Here is a 21,487-nt window from a genome sequence, read left to right on the forward strand (position 1 = left end):
ACCGGCCCGACTAATCACCCCCGGTGATAGGTATGAAGAAGAGGAAGGGACTTCTCATAATCCTCGACGGCCTCGGCGACAGACCGATTAAAGAGTTTGGAGGAAAGACCCCGCTGGAGTACGCGAAAACCCCGAACATGGACAAGCTTGCGAAACTTGGAATCCTCGGCCAGCAGGACCCGATAAAGCCCGGCCAGCCGGCGGGAAGCGACACGGCACATTTGAGCATCTTCGGCTACGACCCCTACAAGGTCTACCGCGGAAGGGGCTTCCTTGAGGCCCTCGGCGTCGGGTTGGATTTGGATGAGGACGATTTGGCCTTTAGGGTTAACTTCGCAACAATCGAGAACGGGATAATCGTTGACAGGAGGGCTGGAAGGATAAGCACCGAGGAAGCCCACGAGCTCGCGAAGGCGATTCAGGAGAAGGTGAAGCTCCCGGTTGACTTCATCTTCGTTGGGGCCACCGGTCACAGGGCGGTCTTGGTTCTCAAGGGTATGGCCAAGGGCTACCGTGTCGGCGAGAACGACCCCCACGAGGCTGGAAAGCCCCCCCACAGGTTCACCTGGGAGGACGAGGAGAGCAAGAAGGTCGCGGAAATCCTTGAGGAGTTCGTCAGGCAGGCCCACGAGGTTCTTGAGAAGCACCCAATCAACGAGAGGCGCAGGAAGGAGGGCAAGCCCCCGGCCAATTACCTCCTGATAAGGGGAGCCGGAACCTACCCGAACATTCCGATGAAGTTCACCGAGCAGTGGAAGGTCAGGGCAGGAGCCGTCATAGCGGTCTCACTCGTCAAGGGCGTTGCGAGGGCGATAGGCTTCGACGTTTACACGCCGGAGGGTGCAACCGGTGAGTACAACACCGACGAGATGGCTAAAGCAAAGAAGACCGTCGAACTGCTCAAGGAGTACGACTTCGTGTTCCTCCACTTCAAGCCGACCGATGCTGCCGGCCACGACAACAACCCGAAGCTCAAGGCTGAGATGATTGAGAAGGCCGACAGGATGATAGGTTACATCATCGAGCACGTTGACCTCGAGGACGTGGTCATAGCAATAACCGGCGACCACAGCACGCCATGCGAGGTCATGAACCACAGCGGGGACCCCGTTCCGGTTCTCATAGCTGGTGGTGGCGTCAGGCCAGACCACACCGAGAGCTTCGGCGAGCGCGAGTGCATGCGTGGCGGGCTCGGCAGGATAAGGGGCCACGACATAGTGCCGATAATGATGGACCTCATGAACCGCTCCGAGAAGTTCGGAGCTTAATCCTTTTCTCCAAATTTCAACTTTTTAGACTGCGTTGCACCATCACTGGGTTTTCCTGACAGATTTCTTGAGTAGAACGTCCCCCTGCTTTTTCAGTGGTTCCCCTTTTGGTCTCCCAGGTACATTTCTCAATAACCGCAAACTTTATAAACCATCCGTGCATATGTAACATTAAAGTTACACATGGAGGAGGTTGAGAACATGAGAAAGATGTGGTTTGGATTGGGGCTGATTGCCCTGTTAATAGGAATGACCCTGGGAGGAGTCGCGGCGTGGCGCGGTCAGCCGGGACCCAACCCCTACGCGAGCCAGAGCACCCAGACGGCGCCCATGCTCAACAGCACGCTAACCACTTACTACGCACCCCTGAGCGAGGACGAGATTAACGGCCTGCTCTACATGGTTGAAGAGGAGAAGCTTGCCAGGGACGTCTACCTGACGCTCTACAACGAGACCGGCCTTCCGATATTCAACAACATAGCCCAGAGCGAGCAGACCCACATGGACATGGTGCTCAGTCTTATAGAGAAGTACAACCTGACCGCCCCGGACACGCTCAACCAGGTAGGAGTCTTCCAGAACGAGGAGCTCCAGAACCTCTACGACCAGCTTGTCCAGATGGGAAGCCAGAGCACCGAGGACGCCCTTAAGGTCGGTGCCCTCATCGAGGAGACCGACATAAAGGACCTCGAGGACTGGATTGCCAAGACCGACAACGAGGACATCAAGACCGTCTACAGCAACCTCATGGCCGGCAGTGAGAACCACCTCAGGGCCTTCGTCGGCCAGCTTGAAGCGATGGGAATCAACTACACCGCCCAGGTGCTTCCGCAGGACCAGGTTGACGAGATACTAAGCTCCGCACCGGCCCACGGAATGGGTGGTATGGGTGGAATGGGCCACGGCCACGGCGCCATGGGTGGTCAGATGAACACTGCCCAGGACGGAGGCATAACCAGCACAATCACCAACGCCTTCGCCCACGCCTGGAAGTGGATGAGGGGATTCCTTGGAAGGTTCGGCATTTGAAGCCTTTCATTTCTTTTCGTCGAGAGTTAAAGCAGACGGCGTGATTTGGTGGTGAAAATGCCAAGGGGATTCGGACCGGTAATGGGTCCAATGCACGGGAGGAGGGGATTCGGCTTCGGCTGGCTGTTCCTCCCCTTCGCACTGCTGATAATATTCGCCAAGCTGGCTTTCCTGCTCCTGCCCTTCATCGTGATAGGGCTCATAATATACGCGTTGATGAGGTGAAAAAGATGCTCTGTATAGGAAAATGCCCACCGGAGGTGGTCCAATGAGGGCCTCCGCACTCCTCAGGGGAGTCGTTGACCTGCTCCTCCTGATAGTCTTCGTGGCGATAGCGATAACGGGAATAGGCCTGTACCTGGCGCCCAGCGGAAGGATAGCGGACAGCATTGGGTGGACGTTCCTTGGGATGGACAAGGACACGCTGACCAACGTTCACACCTACCTTGGCTTCGTCATGATTGGTCTCGTGGCAGTCCACCTGGCCGTTGGCTTCAGGAGCATGTGGGTCATGCTGAAGTCCGCTTTCAAGAGCTCCAAGGTAAAGGTCATCGCGGGACTGATAATACCCCTCCTGCTCCTCGCGGGAGGATACCAGGCCTTTTCGGCCTACGTTGGTAGCGAGGAGGGCGAGACAACGGACGTGCACTACGAGGAGTCAACCAACTCAACGGTCTACATAACGGGAACCATGATGAAGTACTACACCGTCCAGGAGCTCGCCGATGAATTTGGGATTTCAACGGACGCACTGATAGAGAAGCTGAAGGAGAAGGGGATAGAGGCAACCCCCGACGAGAAGCTGGCTGAGATTGAGTACAAGTACGACCTGGACAGGGAGGAGTTCAAGGCCATGCTGGAGGAGATTATAACCGAGCTCCGGGGTGAGAGTGGATGAAAAAGATGAGCTTCCTGCTCGTTGCCCTGCTCCTCCTGGCCACGGTTGGGGCCGGATGCATAACGAGCACGGATACGAGCACAACTCAGGGGCCTCCCGAGACCCGAGGCCCTCCAGAGGATAAGGGGTACGGCGCCGGGGCGAGTCCAGAGGGAACGATGGTAAACGTCTCCGCTTATCCGGCTCAAAACCTGAGCCAGGACGAGATTGAGGCAATCCTCTACATGAGGGAGGAAGAAAAGCTCGCGAGGGACGTCTATCTCACACTCTACAACAAGACAGGCCTTCCGATATTCAGCAACATAGCCCAGAGTGAGCAGACCCACATGGACATGGTGCTTGAACTCATCGAGAAATACAACCTAACCGACCCCGTTGCGGGGATGGGGATTGGCGAATTCAACAGCACGGAGATGCAGGAACTCTATGAAAAGCTCGTTGCACAGGGAAGCGAAAGCGAGGTTGAGGCGCTCAAGGTGGGGGCGCTCATAGAGGAGATTGACATCAAGGACCTGGACGAGTGGCTCAAGAGGACGGACAACGAGGACATAAAAGCGGTGTTCGAGAGCCTGAGGAGCGGAAGTGAAAACCACCTGAGGGCGTTCACCAGGTTGCTTCAGAACAGGTATGGAGTCACCTACACGCCCCAGGTGTTGAGTGAAGAAGAATACAAGAGTATAGTGGGCTGAGCGGAAAGCTTTTATCTCTTCTTTTCCTATCCCCTCCAGGCCCAATCAGCGGTGTTGACCATGGTCCAGAGCGTCGAGGAGCTGGCAAAGGTATGCGATGCACTCTCCAACCCGGTCAGGGTTAAGATACTCAAGCTACTCTGCGAAAAAGAGTGGTACGTTTACGAGCTCGCCAAGACCCTTGGAATATCGAGGCAACTCCTGTATCTCCACCTCAAAAAGCTTGAGAAGGCAGGACTCGTCGAGAGCGAGCTCCGCCTTGAGCCAGATGACCCGAGGGCCAAGAAGTACTACCGGGCCAGGCCCTTCAAGCTCGTCATAGACAACGACGTGGTAAAGAACCTGGAGGGATGAAAATGCCCTGGGGAGGTGAGCATATGTCGACCCCAAGCGGATGGATAAGCATAATCCTCGGTCTGATTATACTCGTCGTGCTCATATTCGCGTTCTACCAGGTAAACAAGACCCTGAACGAGTTCAAGGTCGAGCTGGAGAAGCTGAAGAACGCCCTTGAGGAAACCAGGAGGAACACCGAGGAAGTCAGGAAGAAGCTCGAAGAGGTCTGATTCCACAACTTTGTGACATAGATTTTAGCGTTCAAACGGAAACCTTAAAAGGGGTTAAACGCTTCTATTTTATTAGGTGGTATTGTGGGCGTTTTTAAGGACTTGAAGGCTATCGGTTCGGATAGGGTAACCGCGATAGGACTCGGCACCTGGGGGATAGGTGGCTACGAGAGCCCCGACTACTCGCGGGACGAGGAGAGCGTTGAGGTTCTCCGCTACGGCCTCGAACTCGGCATAAACCTCATAGACACCGCCGAGTTCTACGGTGCCGGCCACTCGGAAGAGCTGGTTGGACGGGCCATCGAGGGCTTTGACAGGGACGAGCTCTTCATCATCAGCAAGGTCTGGCCCACGAACTTCGGCTACGAGAGGGCGAAGAGAGCGGTAAGGGCGAGCGCTAAGAGGCTCGGCACCTACATTGACCTGCACCTTCTCCACTGGCCCGGAACCGAGTGGAAAAGAATAGAGGAGACCCTCCACGCCCTTGAGGAGCTGGTTGATGAAGGCCTCATCCGCTACATCGGCGTCAGCAACTTCGACTTGGAGCTTCTGAAACGGTCTCAGGAGGCGATGAGGAAATACGAAATCGTTGCCAATGAGGTAAAGTACTCCCTCCGCGACCGCTGGCCCGAAACGAGCGGTCTGCTCGACTACATGAAGCGGGAGAGGATTGCGCTGATAGCCTACACCCCGCTGGAGAAGGGGACGCTAGCCAAAAACGAATGCCTGACCGAGATAGGGAGGAAATATGGCAAGACCTCAGCTCAGGTGGCCCTAAACTACCTCATCTGGGAGGAGAACGTTATAGCGATTCCCAAGGCCGGCAGGAAGGAGCACGTGGAAGAGAACGCCGGAGCGATGGGCTGGAGGTTGAGTAGGGAAGATAGGGAGAAAGCCAGGAGGTGTGTCTGATGTACGGATACAAGAACCGGATAGCGAGAGTGAACCTGACCGAGGAAAAGGTCACCTACGAGGAACTTCCCGATGATGTGATAAGGAAGTTCGTCGGCGGAAAGGGCCTCGGCTACTACCTGATTTACCGGGAAGTCCCGCCGGGAACCGACCCGCTCAGCCCGGCCAACAAGTTCGTTTTCGCCACCGGTGGATTGACAGGCCTGATTCCGGGTTCCAGCAAGGTCATAGCCGTTAGCAAGAGCCCCGAGACGAGGCTAATCAGCGATTCAAGCGGTGGAGACGCCTTCGGACCCAAGCTCAAGGGGCACTTCGACGCGATAATCATCGAGGGGAAGGCCGAGGAGCCGGTTTACCTCTACGTCCACGACGGGGAGGTGGAAATCAGAGATGCAAAGCACCTCTGGGGCAGGGGCAACTACGAGGTCGCTAAAGAACTCTGGAAGGAGCACCCGAAGGCGAGCCTAGCTTTAATTGGCCCGGCCGGCGAGAGGCTCAGCAGGATTGCCAACGTGATTTACGACACCGAGCGCGCGAGCGGAAGGGGCGGTCTCGGGGCAGTCCTCGGGAGCAAGAAGGTTAAGGCCGTTGTAGTGGAGCCTGGAGAGAAGCCACCTGTCGCCAGCCCAGAGGAGTTCCAGAGGCTCTGGCAGGAGTTCTACGAGCACTTCGCGACCGACCCGAAGTATGAGCACAGCAGAAACTACGGAACGAGCGATGCGCTGAGAAGCTCGGCCTCCCTCGGAATGAGCCCGGCCTACAACTTCTCAAGGCCCTACATTCCCGATGAGCTGGCCAGCAGACTCGGGGGCGACGAGGTCAAGAAGTACGAGGTAGAGCCCGAGTGGTTCGTCCACGGCAAGAGCTGTCCGATTAAGTGCGCCAGGTATGTAGAGGTCGAGTACAAAGGCAGGAAAATCCGCGTCAAGCCCGAGTACGAGAGCATCGCGATGCTTGGAGCGGCAACGGGCGTCTTCAACTTCCCGGCGGTGGCATACTTCAACTGGCTCGTCAACGACCTCGGCCTCGACAGCATAGCGACGGGCAACACAATAGCCTGGTTCTTTGAGCTGGTCGAGAGGGGCCTCATAAGCGAGGAGGAGATAGGGTTCCCGGTCAAGGGCTTCGGCGACGAGGAGGCCGAGGAGAGGCTCATCAAGCTGATGGCAGAGAGAAAGAGCATCGGAGCGATTCTCGCCGATGGTGTAAAGAGGGCCTGCGAGAGGCTCGGTAGAGGTTGCGAGTTCGCCGTGCACGTGAAGGGCATGGAAAGTCCAGCCTGGGACCCGCGCGGAAGGAGAACCTACGCCCTCAGCTACGCCACAGCTGACGTTGGAGCGTCTCACCTGAGGGGCTGGCCGAGACCGCATCAGCTACCGAACCAGGGGCCGGCGAAGGAGCTCGTGCCTTCGCTCATAGAGGGCAGGGACGAGAGCTACATCACCGACATGCTCGGAACATGCAAGTTCGTGTCCTACAGGATGGAAGACCTTGCCAAGTTTTACTCGCTCGCGACCGGCGAGGAGTGGACGGTCGAGAGGCTCAGGAAAATTGCCCAGGCAGTTGAGAGCATAGCCAGAATTCACGACGCCCTCGACTGGGTGACGCCTCCGCTCGACGACACGATTCCGCCTCGCTGGTGGGAGCCGGAGCCGGACGGGCCGGCCAAGGGGAACGCGGCCTTCATAGACTACAACGACTTCCTTGAGACGAGGAAAGAGTTCTACAGGCTTAGGGGCTGGCACGAGGAGCTTGGCGTCCCGTTGCCGGAGACTATGGAGGAGCTTGGCTATCCGGAGTTCAAGAGCGATGCCGAGAGGGCTTTGGAAGTTGTGAGGAAGAGAATGGGCGTAGAGTGAAGGCCTTTTCTTGTCTCATTTTTATTTCGCACCTAATGACACTTCTAAGGGAGCTCCACTCAACGCTGGCGCCTCAACAACGGATAAGCTTCGGAGGGAGAATGGACGGAAAAAGAACACCCCAGAGAACCGCAAGGACGGCATCTCCGGTCTTTCCTCGATTCACCCCGTCGTGTTGGCTACGTATGTGAACTCCCCGTTGCAGTACCTCCCCTCGCCGTCGTAGAGGCCGAATACAGCACACCCGTTTCTGTCAATCCTGCCCCAGCCGGGAATGACGTAGCAGAGACAGCTCGGGTCGTTCATCTGGAAGAGTCTGCTCCAGACAACCTTAGTTCCGTTTAGAATCATGACGTAGCCGGACATTGGAGAACCATCCGGCTGAGGCCTTTCAAAGCCCATCAGCACGTAGGTACCGTTGGAAATAAGGAACGGGTTCCTGATGGGAACGAAGCCCCGCCCAAGGTCGAACTCTCTAACAGTTCCGTTTCTGCCGAGAACGTAGAAGTAGTCGTTGATTGACACGTAGTTTCTAAATTCAGAATAAGACCTCGGCGTGGTTTGATAAACGAGAACGTAGGGGTAGTCGCTCGTATTCGCCACAAGGAGGGCAGGAGTCTCCGTTCCGTTTGCTTGGATGCCGTATTCCCCGTCATCGTAGGCCCAGGCGTAGCCCGAAAGCGTGAGGTTCCAGAGGAGTTTTCCATCGTAACTACAGGCCATTAAAACCATGACCGGGACTTTTGCCGTCACGTTGCCTGTGCTCACGTTCGTTCTGCCGTACGGGTCAACGCTGAACTTCACGAAGGGAACGTTTCTAACCTCGCTGGCGTTTTCAAGGGCTATGAATCCCCAGTCAAAGGAGGCAACCCTCGCGGTGGGCGTAGATGGACAGAAAGAGGAAAGCCCCTGAGAATCCTCCCCGTCAGACGGCAGGCCTCCCAAGGCCACCAGCGTGCCAGCTATGAGGGCGACAAGGATAACCACGGGAACGAGCCTGCTCCACCCCACGTCCAGTCACCGTTATTATGTTTGGGGATAAACGTTTATAACTTTTCTTCGGGCAACTTAAGGAGAGTTGAAAAGCGACAAAAGGGTATAGTAAGAGGTCATCCTTTCAAAAACGCCTCGACCAAGTTCCTCGTCTCGTTTAAGGCCTCCAGCGGAATGCCCTTGGGCAGGCCACCGATTTCGCCCTTGACATCTTTGAGAACGCCCTCCCCAGCGCCGAGGAACATGCCCTCGCTGACTATTCCCCTGAAGTTGGCCGGCGGGAGCAACGCGACCGCCACGCGGTTTCCTTCCTTAACCGTTAAGTCGTTGGTGACGACGGTAATGGCTCTGTCGCCGATGTTCACGTTGGTGACGAGAAGCCTGTCAGCGTTGGGGTGCTTGGCGACGCTCATAACTTCGCCGACCTTGATGTCGACCGCTATGACCGGGTCGTTTATCTTTCCGAGGGCGAGCCTTTTGTCGAGGCCGAGTATCGTGTTCAGGAAGAAGCGAATCTTCGCAACCTGTTCCTCAACCTTCTCGCGCTCGTCCTTTGAGGCGTTGCTTATGAACTTGTGGTGCCAGTCCTCTCCACCAAGGGCCTCGATTATTCCAAGGGCCTTCTCCTTCAGGGCCTTCATCTGGGGGGTCTCGATTAGCTCGTTCGGCTCTATGTAGCTGTAGCGCATCGCCTGTATTTCAGGGAGCATCTCCTTGCCGAGCTTTATCGCCTTCTTCTTGTCCCAGTGACCCTTGAACTTCGCTCCCTCAACCGTCTTCAGGAAGAGCTCTATCGCCTTCTCCGCCACCAGTAAGCGGTAGTCCTTGCTCGTGTCCCACATCTTCACCACCCTCGAGGGCATTCAAAACCCGTCTCTTAACGCTTTCGTCCCGTATCCCCTCGGCTATCGAGCGCGCCCTCGCCGGGTCCTTCCGGGAGTAGGCGAGTGCAACCTCGCCGAGGAGCTCCGATGACAGCCCCCCGTCCCTGATGACGCCGGCCAGGATTAGGGGCTCCTCGAGACGGCCGATTTTGAGCATCTTCCGGGCTATCGAGAGAATCTCGCCGTCCCTCGGCTGGAACTTTCCGACGAGAATCAGGTCAAGGGCATCGTTGAAGACCTTTCTCGCAAGGTAGGGCCTCTCGTGGAGGAAGAGCCAGTAGCTCAGGTGGAGCATCTCAACGGCCCTGTCCTCCAGCGGGAGGAAGCGCATCACCTCGATAGCCCTCTCGACGTCGCCCTTCTCTATCAGCTCGGTGACGACGGCCCTGCCGTGCTTGAGAACATCTTCGATGAGCGCAATCTTGTCGGAGAGGTGTTTGGCCTGGAGCTTGAAGAAGAGGGAGTCGTAGATGTCGCGGGCGAGCCGGTAAAATGCTAAGGCCTTCTCGTTGGGAATCTCGTCGGCGCTCTTCTCGATGAGCCTCGCGACCCGGCGGAGCGTTTCAAGGGCCCTTGAACTCAACCCCCTCGCGCGCTGGATTTCATCAACGGCCTCGCTGAAGAGGATGTAGGCATCGCCGTATCGGTCCGCTAAAACGAGGTTCCTCGCGATTCCCGCCAAAGCCTCACCCCTGAGCCTCGGCGATGGGAGAGACTTCGCAAGGCTCACCGCCCGCTCGAAGTAGAAGAAACCGCCCTTCTCGCGGTCGAGGATGTAGAACGCCCTGCCGACGAGCGAATACGCTATTGCCCTCTCGTAGGTGCCTGTGACCCTCTCAACCGCTTCGAGCATCTCGGAGAGAACCTCCTCGCGCGGGAACTCGGTCATGACCAGGCTGAGCGCTAAAATCCTCTGCAGAGGGTCGTCTAAGGACCTCGCCCGCTCAAGGGCGCCCTTGAAGTCACCGGCGTTGAGCCTCTCCTTCACCGATTCCACAGAAACCACCGGACGATTGAAATAGTGCCAAAACCTAAAAAGGGTTACCCTTTCATCTTCCTGTCCCAGTTCTCGAGCATCTTGTCGAGAGCTAAAAGGCTGTTCAGCCTGAGGCGGACGCGCTTGTTCTCCCAGTCTATCGAGCCCTTGAACTCGTTGAGGAGCTCGAAGACCTTCTCCGCTTCATCCCTCGGCAGGTACTTGCCGTAGAACTCCTCACCGCAGTGGGGGCACTTGAAGGCAAAGCCCTCGACGGCCTCGATAAACTTTTCGCGGTCCTTCAGCATCTCCTTGGCGTTCTCAAGGCTCAGCATCTGCTCAATCAGCTCCCCCCAGTCAAGGGGCTTTCCGCACAGCGGGCACTTCGCCATGTTTTCAACACCTTTAAGGTTTAATCGGAGTATCATTAAAATGTTTATTGGTTCAGGCCATCTTGAAGATACACGAAACGATATTGGACAAAACTAACTAAATGTTTATAGGTCCTGAACTCCAACAAACATTGGGGTGATTTTATGGCCATTTTAGTTACTGGAGGCACGGGATTTATAGGTAGGGAAGTCGTTAAGGAGTTAGCAAAGAGGGGAGAGGAAGTCATCATTATTGGACGTCATGAGCCCAGAGGAGAGTTAACGGAAATCGCCAGATTTGTGAAGGGAGATATCTCAGTTAGGGAACATGTTGAGAATGTCTTTAAGGAGTATCATCCCGAAGGAGTCATTCATCTCGCAGCAATGCTTAGCCTAATGTGCGAAAGCGACCCCTGGACTTGTCATAAGGTTAACTTCACTGGCACTTATAACATACTTGAAGCTGCAAGGATTTTCAATGTAGAGAAAATCGCCTACGCAAGTTCCTTAGCATCCATGATTCATCCTGATTCGAGTCCCGTAATCACGGATATCGACATCCAAAGACCAAGGCTTCTCTATGGAATATCCAAAGTCTACGGCGAGCTTATGGGTCTTTATTACAATCACAAATTTGGAATAGACTTCCGCGCCGTTAGATATCCCGAGGTCATCGGGCCAGGTGTCAAGCATCCTGGAATCGCTCAGTGCATACCATGGGCAATAGAACACGCACTCAGGGGCGAACCATATTCCCTTTGGCTACCGGAGAATGCCAAAGTCCCCATCATGTATTACAAAGACGCCGCGAGAGCAATTGTTGACTTATACTATGCCCCAGAAGAGCGCATTAGGATAAGGACATACAACGTCGTTGGTCTTGAAGTCATCGTGAAAGACTTTGTGAATGAACTCAAGGAGCTAATACCCGGTGCAAAGATTGATATTCAACCTGACCCCGAGATATTAAGAGCATTAGGTGATGTGAAAATAGAGAGAGTGGATGACTCTGGAGCGAGGAAGGAGTGGGGGTGGAAACCAAAATATAAAACAATAAAGGATATAATAGAAGCGTTCAGAATGGAGCTGGATAAAAAAGGGACAACGGGAACTTATATGGGAAAATTCGAGAAGGAAAGGGCTTCTATATTTCAACCGAACAAAGACTACTCCTCCTTGGAGTTCAAACGAGCCCCTACGGGGGGAATGGACACCGGGACCACAGAACAAATTCCCTCAGCATTTAAAGAGGCACTCAACGACCCGAAGCAGATAGCAACCCTCGTCTGGTACGGCGTCTTTGGCTGGAAGGAGCGCACCGGCGTTAAAGGAAACGCGCTCAAGATGGCGAGGCTACTCTTTGAGCGTGAGAAGGAAGCAGTTAGGCATATGGACCCGCGCAACTTAAAGACCATGATGGCCCAAGTGATTGTCGGAAAGCTTGGCACGAGGTTTGCACAGTTCGGCGTCGAGGCGATACTCCATGACCTCAGCTGGCTCAAGACATGGTTCTACAACGAACCACTCCCGCCGTGCATTAGGACGGCCCTTGAGAACGGGTGCATCTGTCAGAGCCCCTGGTCAAGCGAAATGTGGTATGAACCGGAGCGCAGGAACTGCGATGGCCGAGAGCTCAGTGCCTTCGTGTCGCTTGCATATGACGCTGTAATTGAACTCATCAGACATATGGGTGGCGACACGAATGTAGTTCCCGAGGAGGCCCGCAGGCGCGCAGAGGCTGTTAGAGAAGGTCTCAGGAGAGAATGCTTTGGAGGTGGCCAGGATAGTGGTTAAAAGGCTCAAAAGAAAATGCTTTAAGGAGCAATAAAGAGGTTAAGCTTAGCTAACGGGAACTTTAGAGCCTGTAATTTTCATAACTCTCCACTTTCTCAAGTTTGTCCATCAACACTTTTCAAAAACTTCTCAATCTCCTTTAGGATTAGCTTTATGGCCTTATCAAGGTTGGCCTTTCCGTTCGCTCCTGCGGCCCCGGCGTGGCCACCGCCAGAGCCTTCAATGATGGGCCCCACCTTCTCCATGATTTTTCCAAGATGGAGGCCCTTCTTCACGAGGCTCTCCTTGGCCCTTGCAGAAATCCTGACGCCCTTCTTCTCGCTCCCGACTATCGCTATGTCAGCCCCAAGCTGGAGGAAGACCTTGCAGGCGTAGGATTCGTAGGCCGAGACCTTCGAGACGGCGATGATGTACTTCCTGAACTTCATGATTTCGAGCCTCTGGCAGGCCTTTAGGACGGCCATCCTCCGGGCGTTGTCGGTGTTTTCGTCGCTGGCAGGGGCAACGAGGGAAAATACCTCCCCCATCTGGAGCGGAAACCTCTCCAGTATCTCGCTCACCGCTTTGAAGGTCTTCGCGTTGGCGAAGCGGAAGTTGGCCGTGTCGGTAACGATTCCCGCCAAAAGAGCCCTCACGCTTTCCTCATCGGCAAAGCCGAGGTACTTGAACAGCTCCCACACGATTTCGGCGGTTGATGTCCTTGAGGAGTCAACGACCGCTATGTCGGCCTTAATCGGCCTCTCCTTCTCGACGTGGTGGTCAATCAGGATTACCGTCTTCCCCTTCGGAATCTCAATCGGTTCGAGCTGTTCGAGGGAGGAGGTGTCGAAGATTACGACAACGTCTTCATCAACGGTTGGGTTTTTCTCAACGGGAACGGGCGAGAGCGTCAAAAGCCTCTTCGCGTAGGAGGAAACGCTCTGGGCAACGCCTATTCTAACCCTCTCAACGCCGATAAACCTGAGGTAGCGGGCGAAGGCTATCGCCGAGCCGAGGGAATCGGGGTCGGCGTTGTGGTGGCAGAGGAGGAGGTAGGATTTGTCGCGCGAGCGCTGGAGGAAGCGCTTAAGCTTGAGCTTTCCTTTCATTTCAGCTCCTCCAATGCTTTTTCTACCCGCTCAATAAAGCGTTCTGCGTCCTCTATTATGCTTTCGGCCTCCTCTTCACTTGGGCGGTATGTTGGGTCATAGTCAGCTCGCTCCCTGCTTGTCTCGGCAAGGGAAAGCGCCTTTGCATAGTATTTTTCAACGATACCCGTGTTCACGAACTCAAGCCCGAATTTTGCAATAACTCCTCGGTGGCTTTTTGTGACGACCCCTTTAGCACGAAGAAGGGCACTTGCCGCATAGAACATCGCATAATATGCTCTGCTAATCGCATCTCTGTAAAATCCATTCTCAAGAAGCACTCTTGCCGCTTCAAGAGATTCATGGGCATCGTTAAGGAGTATTTCGACCTCAGTGACCAACCCTAACTCCCTCCCTGCTCACGTTGATGTAAAACGCCGAGTTTATGCCCTTCATGAACTCAAACTCCTCAACGCTCAAGACTTTGGGGGACACGTAAATGCCGTACTTGAGAAGATAATCAACGACGAGGTCGGCAAGCTTCTTTTGGTTATCCCAAGGGTTTTTCTTGACAATCACGAGGATATCAACGTCGCTTTCCTCACTGGCCTCTCCCCTCGCGACGGAGCCGAAGAGTATGATTTCGATGACGTTGTCTCCCAGCAGTCTCCTGACGTCCCTTGCGAAGGCCTCGGCTACTTCCCTGTGCCTCATTCTCCCACCGAGAAGATGTTGTCAAAACTGAATTTAACCCTTACCCGCAATCTCCCTCAGCTTTCTCTCTACCGCTTCGTAGGCCTTCTCGAGGGCCTCGTCAATCAGCCTCTCGACGTCCACCTTGACGAAGACCGGCACTTCGAGGTAGACCTCGATTTCGAGGTTGAGCGTTTCGTCCCGGTTTATCCTCGTGGTTACCTCGATGTCCTTGACGTCGCTCCGATTGAGTGCGTCGAAGACGTGCTTTATTATGACCCTCTGCGCCAGCTCTCCTATTTCTATTATCTCCTCCTCGCTCAGCTCTGGAAGGCCGATGTTAATAACGCCCCTCTGCTCCATGCCCACCACCGGAGGAGAAAAGGGAAATCAGCCCGCCGTCGGGCGGAGCGAGCTCTGTATCTTGGCGGTCAGTTCCTTGAGCTTCTCGTTGAGCTTCTTCTCCTGCCTCTCAAGGGCACTGAGGCGGACTTCGAGAGTTTCTACCTTCTCTTTGAGCTCCTCGACGGCCTTGGCCTTGTCGGTCTTGACGATGAGCGTCCCAACGGTCTTGTAGACGACCGCGTCGTCGGGGAGCTTTTCAATTTCCTCAAGGGCCTTCTTGGCCTCGTTGAGTTCGAGCTGGACCTTCTGCTTCTGCTGGACGAGAAGCTGAAGCTGTTGCTGGTAGCTCTCAAGCTGGGCCAGCATGGACTGAACCTGCGGCGGAATACCCTGCATGACAACACCTCCGTAATCGTGATGCCGGGTTAGAATAAGGGCGGGGCTTTAAATAGTTTAGGCTAAACTTCCAGAGAATCCATCGCGACCTTAATCCATCTCAAATAGGAGTTCAGCGTTCCCCGTAAGGCCGAGTTGTCCCTGGCCAAAAAGCGGATTACGATTTTCCTTCCGTCGAGAAGGAAATCAATCCTGCTCCGCCTGTAGGGGACTGTCTTGTGCTCGTAGAGAACGCTCTCGTAGACAACCCTGGCCGTTTCCTCGTCGGGAAAGGCAAGCTCAATCACTCCCTCGATTGGCCAGACCTCTTCAGACCCAGCGCCTCCTTGTAGTCCCATCTCCGCCCGTCCTCCATAATCCAGATTTTCACGAGGATTAACGGCCCAACGGGCCTGTCTTTTGTAACGTCGAAGCGGTAGAAGTTGACGGCCATTCCCCGTGGGTAGTTCTCGATTACGCCGATTACATCGGTGTTGTTCTTGTCCGCTATCGTCTGGAGGCTCTTGTTGCCCCTCGGCACAAATTTTCCGCCGGTGAGCTCAGCGAAGGCCTGGGCGAAGGCCGTATGGTCTATTCCAACGCGCTTGGCAGTGGTCACGACAAAGGGCATCTCCTCGCGGATTGGCCTCAGGTTTCTGAAACCGATTTCACGCTGAAGTTTGATGCCGTGGAGGTAGAGGTAGCCAAGGTAGCCCCAGTCGTCGGGGTCAACCTTGATGAAGGTCATCTTGAGCGGGTTGCCCTTCCAGACGTTGATTATCAAGAGCCTCTCGTAGTTCCTGTCGTAGGCCTCCATGAGCAGGTCCTGGATGGTCTTCTTTCCCCTTGTCAGGTAGAGCGAGTTGGGGAAGACCTTCTCCAGGTCGTGGCCGAAGCTTCTCGTCCTCCTCGTCGGTCTGTGGGAAGTCGTTATCAGCATCATGGCAACCACTCGTTTGGGTTTGGTTGATAAAAGCCTTTCGAAAGAAAAGGCTCAGATGGCCTTAACCCTTCTCGCGACCCTCGGGCGGGGCTTGTAGAGTATCTTGCTTCCGCAGTAGGGACAGCGGACCTCTCTTGTCGTGGCGAGGTCGAGCTCGACCTCCTTACCGCACTTGGCACAGCGGTAGATGGCAACTACCATAGGAATCACCTCAAAGGAAAAGAATCAGGCCTTGGAAGCGACAACGCGCTTCGCGACCTTTCCTGCCGGAGTGGTCGGCAGGTAGGCACCGCCGGCGAAGGTGGCACCGCACTTCTGGCACTGCCATATGCCGGTGCTAATCCTCCTGACGGCCTTCCTTCCGCAGACGGGACAAACGTGCTTCTGCTTCATCTTGGCCTCAACGGCCGCGACCCTTCTTCTAATCTTGAGACCGTACCTTGGACCGAACCTTCCGGCTGAACCGACCTTAACAGTCCTTCCCATGAGCATCACCCCAAAGTTAAGCATTCTCGAAGACTGGAAAGTGTTTCCGGGGACGTTTTATAAACCTTTGCATAACTACGGACATCGAGCTTTTTCGTTCTTAATAAACCTTGCGCTAAAGCTTTTGTACAGCCTTTAAGAAAGGCTGGCGAAAAGAACGCCATTCTTACCAAAGAGCAAGAAGTCAGTCGTGCACTCTCAAAGTGGGAACTTCAACACAAGTTTAACATTAAAGGGGCCCAGTGAAACAGTTTCAACTTATTTTTGGCGTCCTTTGGACGCCGTTTGGGAAATGAAACACTCTTGAAAGAGCAAGTCAAAAAGAAACTCTCTCACAGTTGCCGAATTTCAAAAAAGCACCTACTTTTCCGCCAGCGCTGAAGCTTTTGGGAAAAGCTTCACCAAAAGTTAGTAGCTCCTCGCTCAAGGGCTCAAGGGAAGGGGGATTTTATTGGGAAAATCGAGCTTTCTAAGAGAGAATCACCCAAAACAACCCTTCAAAGGGTTTATTTTCCTTTGACGCCCTTCGGGCGTCGATTCTAAAAGTAAACCTCTGCAAAAGGAGCAATTGGAAGGTTCTCACACTCAAGACGACAAGTCAATGAGAAAATCATCCGGAATATCGCTTTCCAAAAGGAGCTACGAACCTTGGTCAAACTTCGCGCAGGCGAAGTTTGTAACTGGTGGGCCCGCGGGGATTCGAACCCCGGACCTCCACCTTGTCAGGGTGGCGTCATAACCAGTCTAGACCACGGGCCCAGCCCAAATGTTGGTGGACCGGCCGGGATTTGAACCCGGGGCCTCCGCCTTGCCAAGGCGGCGCTCATACCAGGCTGAGCTACCGGCCCACCTGACGACGCCGTTATCTCCTTTCTAGGGGGGTTTATAAATTTTGCGGTCGGGAATCCTTTTAGATGCCCATCGAAAAGTTAATATGTAGCTCTACCAACGATGAAACGGTGATTGGAATGGACCCCGTCAAGGAAGCCGAGAGAATTAAGGACCAGATAATAGCGTGGAGAAGAGACTTCCACATGTGGCCGGAACTCAAGTACGAGGAGGAGAGAACCTCAAAGATTGTTGAGGAGCACCTTCGCGAGTGGGGATACAGGATAAAACGCGTTGGGACGGGAATCATAGCCGACATCGGTGAGGGCGAGAAGACCATAGCGTTACGCGCCGATATGGACGCACTGCCTGTTCAGGAGGAGAACGATGTTCCCTACAAGTCCCGCGTTCCAGGGAAGATGCACGCCTGCGGTCACGACGCCCACACGGCCATGCTCCTCGGAGCGGGAAAGATAATCGCCGAGCACATTGACGAGTTCAACGGCAGGGTCAGGCTCGTGTTCCAGCCGGCGGAGGAAGGTGGAAACGGGGCTTTAAAGATGATTGAAGGGGGTGCCCTTGAGGGAGTTAACGCCATCTTCGGCTTCCACGTGTGGATGGACCTGCCGAGCGGAGTCATTGGAATCCGCGAGGGGCCGTTCCTGGCGGGAGCAGGATTTTTCGAGGCGAAGATAATCGGCAAGGGCGGACACGGAGCGAGCCCACACGAAACGGTTGACCCCATACCAATAGCTTCCGAAATAGTTCTGGCACTGCAGACGGTTGTGAGCCGGAACGTTGACCCAAAGGAAACGGCCGTTGTCAGCGTTACGGCGATAAACGGTGGCACGACCTTCAACGTCATCCCGGAGGAAGTTTCACTCAAAGGAACGTTCAGGTTCTACAAAAACGAGGTCGGAGACCTTCTCAAGAAACGAATAAAGGAGATTGCAGAGGGAGTATCCTCAGCGCACGGAGCAAAGGCCGAGGTAAGCGTGCAGGACCTTACACCCCCAACCATCAACGACCCCGATATGGCGCAGTTTGCCAGAGAAGTTGCAGAGAAATACGGCCTCAGGCACGGGGAAGTTCCCCCCACTATGGGCGCCGAGGACTTCGCCTACTACCTCCAGCGCGTTCCAGGAGCATTCCTCGCCCTCGGAATAAGGAACGAGGAGAAGGGAATCGTCTATCCGCACCACCATCCAAAGTTCGACGTTGATGAGGACGTCCTTCACCTCGGCACCGCGATGGAAGTGGCGCTCGCCAGGGAGTTCCTCAGGTGAGCTCCTTCGCGAGTATTTTGATTTTTCGTATCTTTTCGGCACCAAAGCTTTCAACTTCTCCCGGAAGGACCGTCAGGGCCCGTTTGAATCCGAGAGCCCTTGCCCTCCCAAGGAGGGATTTGAGGTCCTCGACCCTGCCCCAGAGAAGAACCGCAACCCCTTCCCTGCCCGGAAGGTTCCTGAGCGCGTAATAGGACTCCCCAACCCTTCCGGACTCGACCGTGTAGTGTATCCCCGCAATGCTGTCCTTAAACGCCGAGAAATACATGCTGTACGAGCTCTGAAAACGACCCGCGACGAGCTCAAGCTCTTTAACGTCATCCCAGCTAAATGCGGTTGGCTCTGTCTTGCCCTCACCCTTCAATGGAACCCACACGGTAGTCCCCTCAAAGACCTCAACGTTGAAGCCGAGCTTTTTGTAGAAACCCTCCGCTTCCTCTTCCGGCTGAACAGTCAGCATCTCGACTCCCCTTTCCCTCGCAACGTCCTCAACGAACTCCATCAGTGCCCTGCCCACGCCTTTTCTCCTGTAATCTGGGTGAACCTCTATGACGTCAACGTGCCCTATCCGTCTGATTTCCCCGTTGATTGGCTCCTCTGAGAACAGCACCTCAACCTCGCCGGCAACCTTTCCGTTGAGCTCGGCCACTGCAATAAGCTGGTCATCGAGCAGGAGGTTGTTGAGGTGAATCGAGAAGGTCTCAACGGCCATCCAGGGGCCACCCTGGGTGTAGCGCTCGTAGAGGCTACCGCTCACCTTTTCTCCGACGGTATGGAGCTCAACGATTCCTCCAACGTCGTCAAGTGTCGCCGGGCGGATTCTCATCGTCCTCACCCAAGTAGCCGAACTTCTTGAGGATGTGCATTACCGCCTCCGCCCCGCCGTCCCCGTAGGGCTTCTCGGTAACGTAGTCAGCTCTCTGCTTGAGGCTTTCGGGGGCCTGGGCGATGGCAACGCGGTAGCCGACGACCCTGAAGGCATCGAGGTCGTTCTCACCGTCGCCGACGTGGGCGACTTCGTCGGGTTTTATCCCGAGAAACTCGCAGGCCTTCTCTATTCCCGTCCCCTTGTTAATCCAGGGCTTCTTCACGTGGATTGCAAAGCCGGAATCAACGGCCACCAGGTTAAGCCCCAGCCCCTCTATGATTTCCCTAACGGCCTCAACGGGAACTTTTCTGGTTATCACGAGACCGGCCTTTCGCTCCATCGTCGAGTAACTCAGCTCTGCCTCGGGATGGCGTTTCTTCAGCTCGCTCCAGAGTATCCACTCCTCGTCCATATCTGCCAGAAAAACGCGCTTCCTCATCGTCCCCTCGCCCTTCAGCGAGAGCGCTCCACCGTCTTCAGCTATGACCGGCCCGCTCGTGCCTATGAAAACGGCGGCTGCTTCGGCGAAGGGAACGGAGTTCCCAGTGACCAGCATGACCGGAACGCCGAGCCTCTCGGCGAGCCTTATGGCCTTCAGGGCGTCGATGCTCAGAGTCCTGTCGCGGTAGGTTATCGTGCCGTCTATGTCGAGGGATATAGCCTTAATCCTCATTCTCTCACCCGAAGACGGGAAAGGTTGCGGGAATATAAGGCTTTGCTTTCAGTGGTCCTTCATAATTTCCCTCAAAACGCTCGTTGCATAGACACCTTTCGGGAGGAAGAAGCGGAAGCACATTCCAGTTCCGGGAACGTAGCCGTAAGTCATGCCTATTGGGCGAATGAGGAGTTCCCGCCTTCCACCGGGTTCTGCCATCGGCCTCGGGAGCTTTTTGAAGGCGTCAAGAGTTATTCCTTCCTCTTCAAGGATTCCCCCTTCAAGTTCGCCGGGAATTCCCTTCGCCCTTCTCATCGCGAAACCGAAGAGCGGGCCCGAAACCATGGCCTCGCCCCTCTCCACCTTCTCACGGACGAAGTTGATGTTAGTCTCGGTGACGCGGTATGTCCTGTCGCGGTACGGTATTCCTCCCTTCACCTGGACGACGATATCGCCGACCAGCGGTTCGCTGAGCGGTAGCTCCTCGATTCTTCTCGACAGATAGAGGTTGAAGAGGTAGCTCTGGTAGGAGTGAATGAAGATGCGCATTATCGGGAGCGGGAGCGACAGGAAGGCCTTTTTCCAGCTTCCTGTCTTCTTGTAGGTGTAGAGCAGGATTCTCTCGTAACGGAGGAAGCGTGGGAACTCCTTCAGGGCCCTATCAACGTCGCCCGTCTCCCAGAAGTTCTTTCTGGCTTCATCGCCCTCCATGCTCCCGTCGGCGTAGCCGAGGAAGAGCCTTGCGGCTTCCTCAAACTCCCCCTGCAGAAGGAGCTTTCCAATCAGGTGGTTTACCACCCTCCTCTCGCCGAAGCGCTGGTAGCCGAAGTAGTTTGGAAAGCCCCCCTTCTCGCGGAGCTCCCGGATTATCTCCTTAGCCCTTTCAAAGGCGTCCTCGTCGACGTCTCTGACGATTATCCTAAACCTGTTGCCGAGCAGGTGGCCGAGCTTTATGAACCGGCCGCAGGAGACGAACCTCAGCTCGACGTCCCGGATTTGAACCGATTCAACTTTTTCCTTCGCTTCTGCGGGCACGCTTATGTACTGGTAGGTTATTGCGTGCCTGTCCTTCGTCCCGGCGAAGCCTATCTCGCGGTGGCTTATCCCGGCGCGCTTGGCAATCTCCTTAATAACTGCCATCGTGTCCCAGTTGCGCTTCTTGAGGAGGAAAATTGCGTGCTTCCTCCCCTCAAAAATCTGGGGGAGGGGTTCCTCGATGACAACGAAGTCCTCGGGAAGGGCTTTGATTCTACCCCCTATGCCCGGTTTCTCGCTCAGGTGCCGGAACTGGGAGAAGAACTCGCGGTAATCCATGACTCACACCAGCTTGAGATGGCCAGTAACCTTGTCTACCAGCTCCTCTGGCCCGGGCCCGATGGCTAAGACGGTTATTGTCCCCGGGGGAATCTCTGTTAATCCTGCATCCCTTATCAGTGCCGTAGGGAGACCGAGCTTCTCAGCCTGGGCTTTCAGCTGGAACAGCTCCTCAAGGTTTTCAGCCTTGACGACGACCTTCTTCTGTCCCTCGTTGAACCAGGCCTTGAACCACTCGGGCTTCTCCTTCTGGGCCTTTAGAGCGGCGGTTACTGCGCCGTGAGCCACCTGAACCGCGAACTTGCCCTTGCTGAGCTTTAAGTCCTTCCGCGAGACGATAACCTGCTTGTACTTGAACGCGCTCATGGGAGAAAAGGGATGGAAGGGA

28 protein-coding genes and 2 tRNA genes are annotated in these 21,487 nt (G+C 55.1%); 11 read left to right on the plus strand and 19 right to left on the minus strand.

Going from position 1 to position 21,487, the window contains the following annotated elements; all coding sequences use genetic code 11:
* Window positions 1–32: 32 nt before the first annotated feature.
* The 9 genes from E3E30_RS04710 to E3E30_RS04750 all read left to right on the plus strand — a co-directional run bounded on the left by E3E30_RS04710 (window position 33) and on the right by E3E30_RS04750 (window position 7,221).
* Window positions 33–1,268 (plus strand): 2,3-bisphosphoglycerate-independent phosphoglycerate mutase, encoded by a 1,236-nt coding sequence (locus tag E3E30_RS04710; RefSeq protein ID WP_042689119.1) that lies wholly within the window; start codon window positions 33–35, stop codon window positions 1,266–1,268.
* A 201-nt stretch (window positions 1,269–1,469) separates the two neighbouring features.
* A complete protein-coding gene (locus tag E3E30_RS04715; protein WP_167728593.1) occupies window positions 1,470–2,297 on the plus strand; it encodes a DUF2202 domain-containing protein in 828 nt (275 codons plus the stop codon).
* 48 nt (window positions 2,298–2,345) lie between these two features.
* Window positions 2,346–2,522, plus strand: a complete 177-nt coding sequence (locus E3E30_RS04720; RefSeq protein ID WP_167728021.1) for a hypothetical protein — start codon at window positions 2,346–2,348, stop codon at window positions 2,520–2,522.
* Window positions 2,523–2,565: 43 nt separating this feature from the next.
* On the plus strand, window positions 2,566–3,195 hold the full coding sequence (locus E3E30_RS04725; protein ID WP_167728594.1) for a translation initiation factor IF-2 N-terminal domain-containing protein: 630 nt from the start codon (window positions 2,566–2,568) through the stop codon (window positions 3,193–3,195).
* Window positions 3,192–3,884: a DUF2202 domain-containing protein gene (locus E3E30_RS04730; protein ID WP_167728595.1), complete on the plus strand. Its 693-nt coding sequence runs from the start codon at window positions 3,192–3,194 to the stop codon at window positions 3,882–3,884. Before E3E30_RS04725 ends, E3E30_RS04730 begins: the two co-directional genes overlap by 4 nt.
* 60 nt (window positions 3,885–3,944) lie before the next feature.
* Window positions 3,945–4,238, plus strand: a complete 294-nt coding sequence (locus tag E3E30_RS04735) for a winged helix-turn-helix domain-containing protein (RefSeq protein ID WP_042689112.1) — start codon at window positions 3,945–3,947, stop codon at window positions 4,236–4,238.
* A 23-nt stretch (window positions 4,239–4,261) separates the two neighbouring features.
* The gene (locus E3E30_RS04740) at window positions 4,262–4,450 is read left to right on the plus strand and encodes a hypothetical protein (protein ID WP_042689110.1); all 189 of its coding nucleotides are present in this window, start codon (window positions 4,262–4,264) and stop codon (window positions 4,448–4,450) included.
* Window positions 4,451–4,534: 84 nt separating this feature from the next.
* Window positions 4,535–5,362, plus strand: coding sequence for an aldo/keto reductase (locus tag E3E30_RS04745; RefSeq protein WP_167728596.1), 828 nt, complete (start codon window positions 4,535–4,537; stop codon window positions 5,360–5,362).
* Window positions 5,362–7,221: an aldehyde ferredoxin oxidoreductase family protein gene (locus tag E3E30_RS04750; protein WP_167728597.1), complete on the plus strand. Its 1,860-nt coding sequence runs from the start codon at window positions 5,362–5,364 to the stop codon at window positions 7,219–7,221. Before E3E30_RS04745 ends, E3E30_RS04750 begins: the two co-directional genes overlap by 1 nt.
* A gap of 162 nt (window positions 7,222–7,383) precedes the next feature.
* Here the strand turns inward: E3E30_RS04750 and E3E30_RS04755 are convergent, their stop codons facing one another.
* From E3E30_RS04755 to E3E30_RS04770, 4 genes are all read right to left on the minus strand, one after another.
* Window positions 7,384–8,232: a hypothetical protein gene (locus E3E30_RS04755; protein ID WP_167728598.1), complete on the minus strand. Its 849-nt coding sequence runs from the start codon at window positions 8,230–8,232 to the stop codon at window positions 7,384–7,386.
* A 98-nt stretch (window positions 8,233–8,330) separates the two neighbouring features.
* Window positions 8,331–9,056 (minus strand): tRNA-binding protein, encoded by a 726-nt coding sequence (locus tag E3E30_RS04760; protein WP_042689100.1) that lies wholly within the window; start codon window positions 9,054–9,056, stop codon window positions 8,331–8,333.
* The gene (locus E3E30_RS04765) at window positions 8,983–10,104 is read right to left on the minus strand and encodes a tetratricopeptide repeat protein (RefSeq protein ID WP_206205066.1); all 1,122 of its coding nucleotides are present in this window, start codon (window positions 10,102–10,104) and stop codon (window positions 8,983–8,985) included. The genes E3E30_RS04760 and E3E30_RS04765 overlap by 74 nt, the downstream gene beginning before the upstream one ends.
* Window positions 10,105–10,139: 35 nt before the next feature.
* A complete protein-coding gene (locus E3E30_RS04770; protein WP_167728599.1) occupies window positions 10,140–10,466 on the minus strand; it encodes a hypothetical protein in 327 nt (108 codons plus the stop codon).
* Window positions 10,467–10,610: 144 nt separating this feature from the next.
* On the opposite strand from E3E30_RS04770, the gene E3E30_RS04775 reads away from it, so the two are divergent.
* Window positions 10,611–12,239, plus strand: coding sequence for an SDR family NAD(P)-dependent oxidoreductase (locus tag E3E30_RS04775; RefSeq protein ID WP_167728600.1), 1,629 nt, complete (start codon window positions 10,611–10,613; stop codon window positions 12,237–12,239).
* Window positions 12,240–12,334: 95 nt separating this feature from the next.
* On the opposite strand, the gene E3E30_RS04780 is transcribed toward E3E30_RS04775, so the two are convergent.
* The 11 genes from E3E30_RS04780 to E3E30_RS04830 form a co-directional block, all read right to left on the minus strand.
* On the minus strand, window positions 12,335–13,327 hold the full coding sequence (locus E3E30_RS04780) for a bifunctional oligoribonuclease/PAP phosphatase NrnA (protein ID WP_167728601.1): 993 nt from the start codon (window positions 13,325–13,327) through the stop codon (window positions 12,335–12,337).
* Window positions 13,324–13,707: a HEPN domain-containing protein gene (locus E3E30_RS04785; protein ID WP_167728602.1), complete on the minus strand. Its 384-nt coding sequence runs from the start codon at window positions 13,705–13,707 to the stop codon at window positions 13,324–13,326. Before E3E30_RS04785 ends, E3E30_RS04780 begins: the two co-directional genes overlap by 4 nt.
* Window positions 13,697–14,020 (minus strand): nucleotidyltransferase domain-containing protein, encoded by a 324-nt coding sequence (locus E3E30_RS04790; protein WP_167728603.1) that lies wholly within the window; start codon window positions 14,018–14,020, stop codon window positions 13,697–13,699. Before E3E30_RS04790 ends, E3E30_RS04785 begins: the two co-directional genes overlap by 11 nt.
* 33 nt (window positions 14,021–14,053) lie before the next feature.
* Window positions 14,054–14,362 carry a DUF3194 domain-containing protein gene (locus tag E3E30_RS04795; RefSeq protein ID WP_167728962.1) on the minus strand — a complete coding sequence of 103 codons (309 nt, stop codon included), beginning with the start codon at window positions 14,360–14,362 and terminating at the stop codon, window positions 14,054–14,056.
* Window positions 14,363–14,389: 27 nt separating this feature from the next.
* Complete coding sequence (locus E3E30_RS04800; RefSeq protein WP_042689089.1) at window positions 14,390–14,740, minus strand: prefoldin subunit beta; 351 nt, start codon at window positions 14,738–14,740, stop codon at window positions 14,390–14,392.
* Between the two features lie 62 nt (window positions 14,741–14,802).
* Window positions 14,803–15,078 (minus strand): KEOPS complex subunit Pcc1, encoded by a 276-nt coding sequence (gene pcc1, locus E3E30_RS04805; RefSeq protein WP_167728604.1) that lies wholly within the window; start codon window positions 15,076–15,078, stop codon window positions 14,803–14,805.
* On the minus strand, window positions 15,024–15,662 hold the full coding sequence (locus tag E3E30_RS04810) for a ribosomal biogenesis protein (RefSeq protein ID WP_042689085.1): 639 nt from the start codon (window positions 15,660–15,662) through the stop codon (window positions 15,024–15,026). The genes pcc1 and E3E30_RS04810 overlap by 55 nt, the downstream gene beginning before the upstream one ends.
* 51 nt (window positions 15,663–15,713) lie before the next feature.
* A complete protein-coding gene (locus E3E30_RS04815) occupies window positions 15,714–15,863 on the minus strand; it encodes a DNA-directed RNA polymerase subunit P (protein WP_042689082.1) in 150 nt (49 codons plus the stop codon).
* Between the two features lie 24 nt (window positions 15,864–15,887).
* On the minus strand, window positions 15,888–16,148 hold the full coding sequence (locus E3E30_RS04820; protein ID WP_014121315.1) for a 50S ribosomal protein L37ae: 261 nt from the start codon (window positions 16,146–16,148) through the stop codon (window positions 15,888–15,890).
* Between the two features lie 681 nt (window positions 16,149–16,829).
* Window positions 16,830–16,907: transfer RNA gene (locus tag E3E30_RS04825), tRNA-Val, on the minus strand.
* Between the two features lie 11 nt (window positions 16,908–16,918).
* Window positions 16,919–16,996, minus strand: a tRNA-Ala gene (locus E3E30_RS04830).
* 120 nt (window positions 16,997–17,116) lie between these two features.
* Between E3E30_RS04830 and E3E30_RS04835 the strand changes: the two genes are divergently transcribed.
* On the plus strand, window positions 17,117–18,262 hold the full coding sequence (locus E3E30_RS04835; RefSeq protein WP_206205106.1) for an amidohydrolase: 1,146 nt from the start codon (window positions 17,117–17,119) through the stop codon (window positions 18,260–18,262).
* On the opposite strand, the gene E3E30_RS04840 is transcribed toward E3E30_RS04835, so the two are convergent.
* From E3E30_RS04840 to pth2, 4 genes are read right to left on the minus strand one after another with little or no spacing between them, the layout of a single operon-like run.
* Window positions 18,255–19,088 (minus strand): GNAT family N-acetyltransferase, encoded by an 834-nt coding sequence (locus E3E30_RS04840; protein WP_167728605.1) that lies wholly within the window; start codon window positions 19,086–19,088, stop codon window positions 18,255–18,257. The genes E3E30_RS04835 and E3E30_RS04840 overlap by 8 nt on opposite strands.
* Entirely contained in the window at window positions 19,063–19,803 is a 741-nt protein-coding gene (locus E3E30_RS04845) for a phosphoglycolate phosphatase (protein ID WP_167728606.1), read from the minus strand. The genes E3E30_RS04840 and E3E30_RS04845 overlap by 26 nt, the downstream gene beginning before the upstream one ends.
* Window positions 19,804–19,851: 48 nt before the next feature.
* Complete coding sequence (gene truD / locus E3E30_RS04850) at window positions 19,852–21,099, minus strand: tRNA pseudouridine(13) synthase TruD (protein WP_167728607.1); 1,248 nt, start codon at window positions 21,097–21,099, stop codon at window positions 19,852–19,854.
* 3 nt (window positions 21,100–21,102) lie between these two features.
* Window positions 21,103–21,465, minus strand: a complete 363-nt coding sequence (pth2, locus tag E3E30_RS04855; RefSeq protein ID WP_167728608.1) for a peptidyl-tRNA hydrolase Pth2 — start codon at window positions 21,463–21,465, stop codon at window positions 21,103–21,105.
* Window positions 21,466–21,487 lie beyond the last annotated feature (22 nt).

Source organism: Thermococcus sp. 9N3 (assembly GCF_012027685.1).
Taxonomy (GTDB): Archaea; Methanobacteriota_B; Thermococci; order Thermococcales; family Thermococcaceae; genus Thermococcus; species Thermococcus nautili.

Bases quoted from the DNA above. Each gene is read 5' to 3' on its own strand.
- E3E30_RS04710 (WP_042689119.1), top strand. From the start codon at position 33: ATGAAGAAGAGGAAGGGACTTCTCATAATCCTCGACGGCCTCGGCGAC.
- E3E30_RS04715 (WP_167728593.1), top strand. From the start codon at position 1,470: ATGAGAAAGATGTGGTTTGGATTGGGGCTGATTGCCCTGTTAATAGGA.
- E3E30_RS04725 (WP_167728594.1), top strand. From the start codon at position 2,566: ATGAGGGCCTCCGCACTCCTCAGGGGAGTCGTTGACCTGCTCCTCCTG.
- E3E30_RS04730 (WP_167728595.1), top strand. From the start codon at position 3,192: ATGAAAAAGATGAGCTTCCTGCTCGTTGCCCTGCTCCTCCTGGCCACG.
- E3E30_RS04735 (WP_042689112.1), top strand. From the start codon at position 3,945: ATGGTCCAGAGCGTCGAGGAGCTGGCAAAGGTATGCGATGCACTCTCC.
- E3E30_RS04740 (WP_042689110.1), top strand. From the start codon at position 4,262: ATGTCGACCCCAAGCGGATGGATAAGCATAATCCTCGGTCTGATTATA.
- E3E30_RS04750 (WP_167728597.1), top strand. From the start codon at position 5,362: ATGTACGGATACAAGAACCGGATAGCGAGAGTGAACCTGACCGAGGAA.
- E3E30_RS04760 (WP_042689100.1), bottom strand. From the start codon at position 9,056: ATGTGGGACACGAGCAAGGACTACCGCTTACTGGTGGCGGAGAAGGCG.
- E3E30_RS04770 (WP_167728599.1), bottom strand. From the start codon at position 10,466: ATGGCGAAGTGCCCGCTGTGCGGAAAGCCCCTTGACTGGGGGGAGCTG.
- E3E30_RS04775 (WP_167728600.1), top strand. From the start codon at position 10,611: ATGGCCATTTTAGTTACTGGAGGCACGGGATTTATAGGTAGGGAAGTC.
- E3E30_RS04780 (WP_167728601.1), bottom strand. From the start codon at position 13,327: ATGAAAGGAAAGCTCAAGCTTAAGCGCTTCCTCCAGCGCTCGCGCGAC.
- E3E30_RS04790 (WP_167728603.1), bottom strand. From the start codon at position 14,020: ATGAGGCACAGGGAAGTAGCCGAGGCCTTCGCAAGGGACGTCAGGAGA.
- E3E30_RS04795 (WP_167728962.1), bottom strand. From the start codon at position 14,362: ATGGAGCAGAGGGGCGTTATTAACATCGGCCTTCCAGAGCTGAGCGAG.
- E3E30_RS04800 (WP_042689089.1), bottom strand. From the start codon at position 14,740: ATGCAGGGTATTCCGCCGCAGGTTCAGTCCATGCTGGCCCAGCTTGAG.
- pcc1 (WP_167728604.1), bottom strand. From the start codon at position 15,078: ATGGGACTACAAGGAGGCGCTGGGTCTGAAGAGGTCTGGCCAATCGAG.
- E3E30_RS04810 (WP_042689085.1), bottom strand. From the start codon at position 15,662: ATGATGCTGATAACGACTTCCCACAGACCGACGAGGAGGACGAGAAGC.
- E3E30_RS04815 (WP_042689082.1), bottom strand. From the start codon at position 15,863: ATGGTAGTTGCCATCTACCGCTGTGCCAAGTGCGGTAAGGAGGTCGAG.
- E3E30_RS04820 (WP_014121315.1), bottom strand. From the start codon at position 16,148: ATGGGAAGGACTGTTAAGGTCGGTTCAGCCGGAAGGTTCGGTCCAAGG.
- E3E30_RS04835 (WP_206205106.1), top strand. From the start codon at position 17,117: ATGGACCCCGTCAAGGAAGCCGAGAGAATTAAGGACCAGATAATAGCG.
- E3E30_RS04840 (WP_167728605.1), bottom strand. From the start codon at position 19,088: ATGAGAATCCGCCCGGCGACACTTGACGACGTTGGAGGAATCGTTGAG.
- E3E30_RS04845 (WP_167728606.1), bottom strand. From the start codon at position 19,803: ATGAGGATTAAGGCTATATCCCTCGACATAGACGGCACGATAACCTAC.
- truD (WP_167728607.1), bottom strand. From the start codon at position 21,099: ATGGATTACCGCGAGTTCTTCTCCCAGTTCCGGCACCTGAGCGAGAAA.
- pth2 (WP_167728608.1), bottom strand. From the start codon at position 21,465: ATGAGCGCGTTCAAGTACAAGCAGGTTATCGTCTCGCGGAAGGACTTA.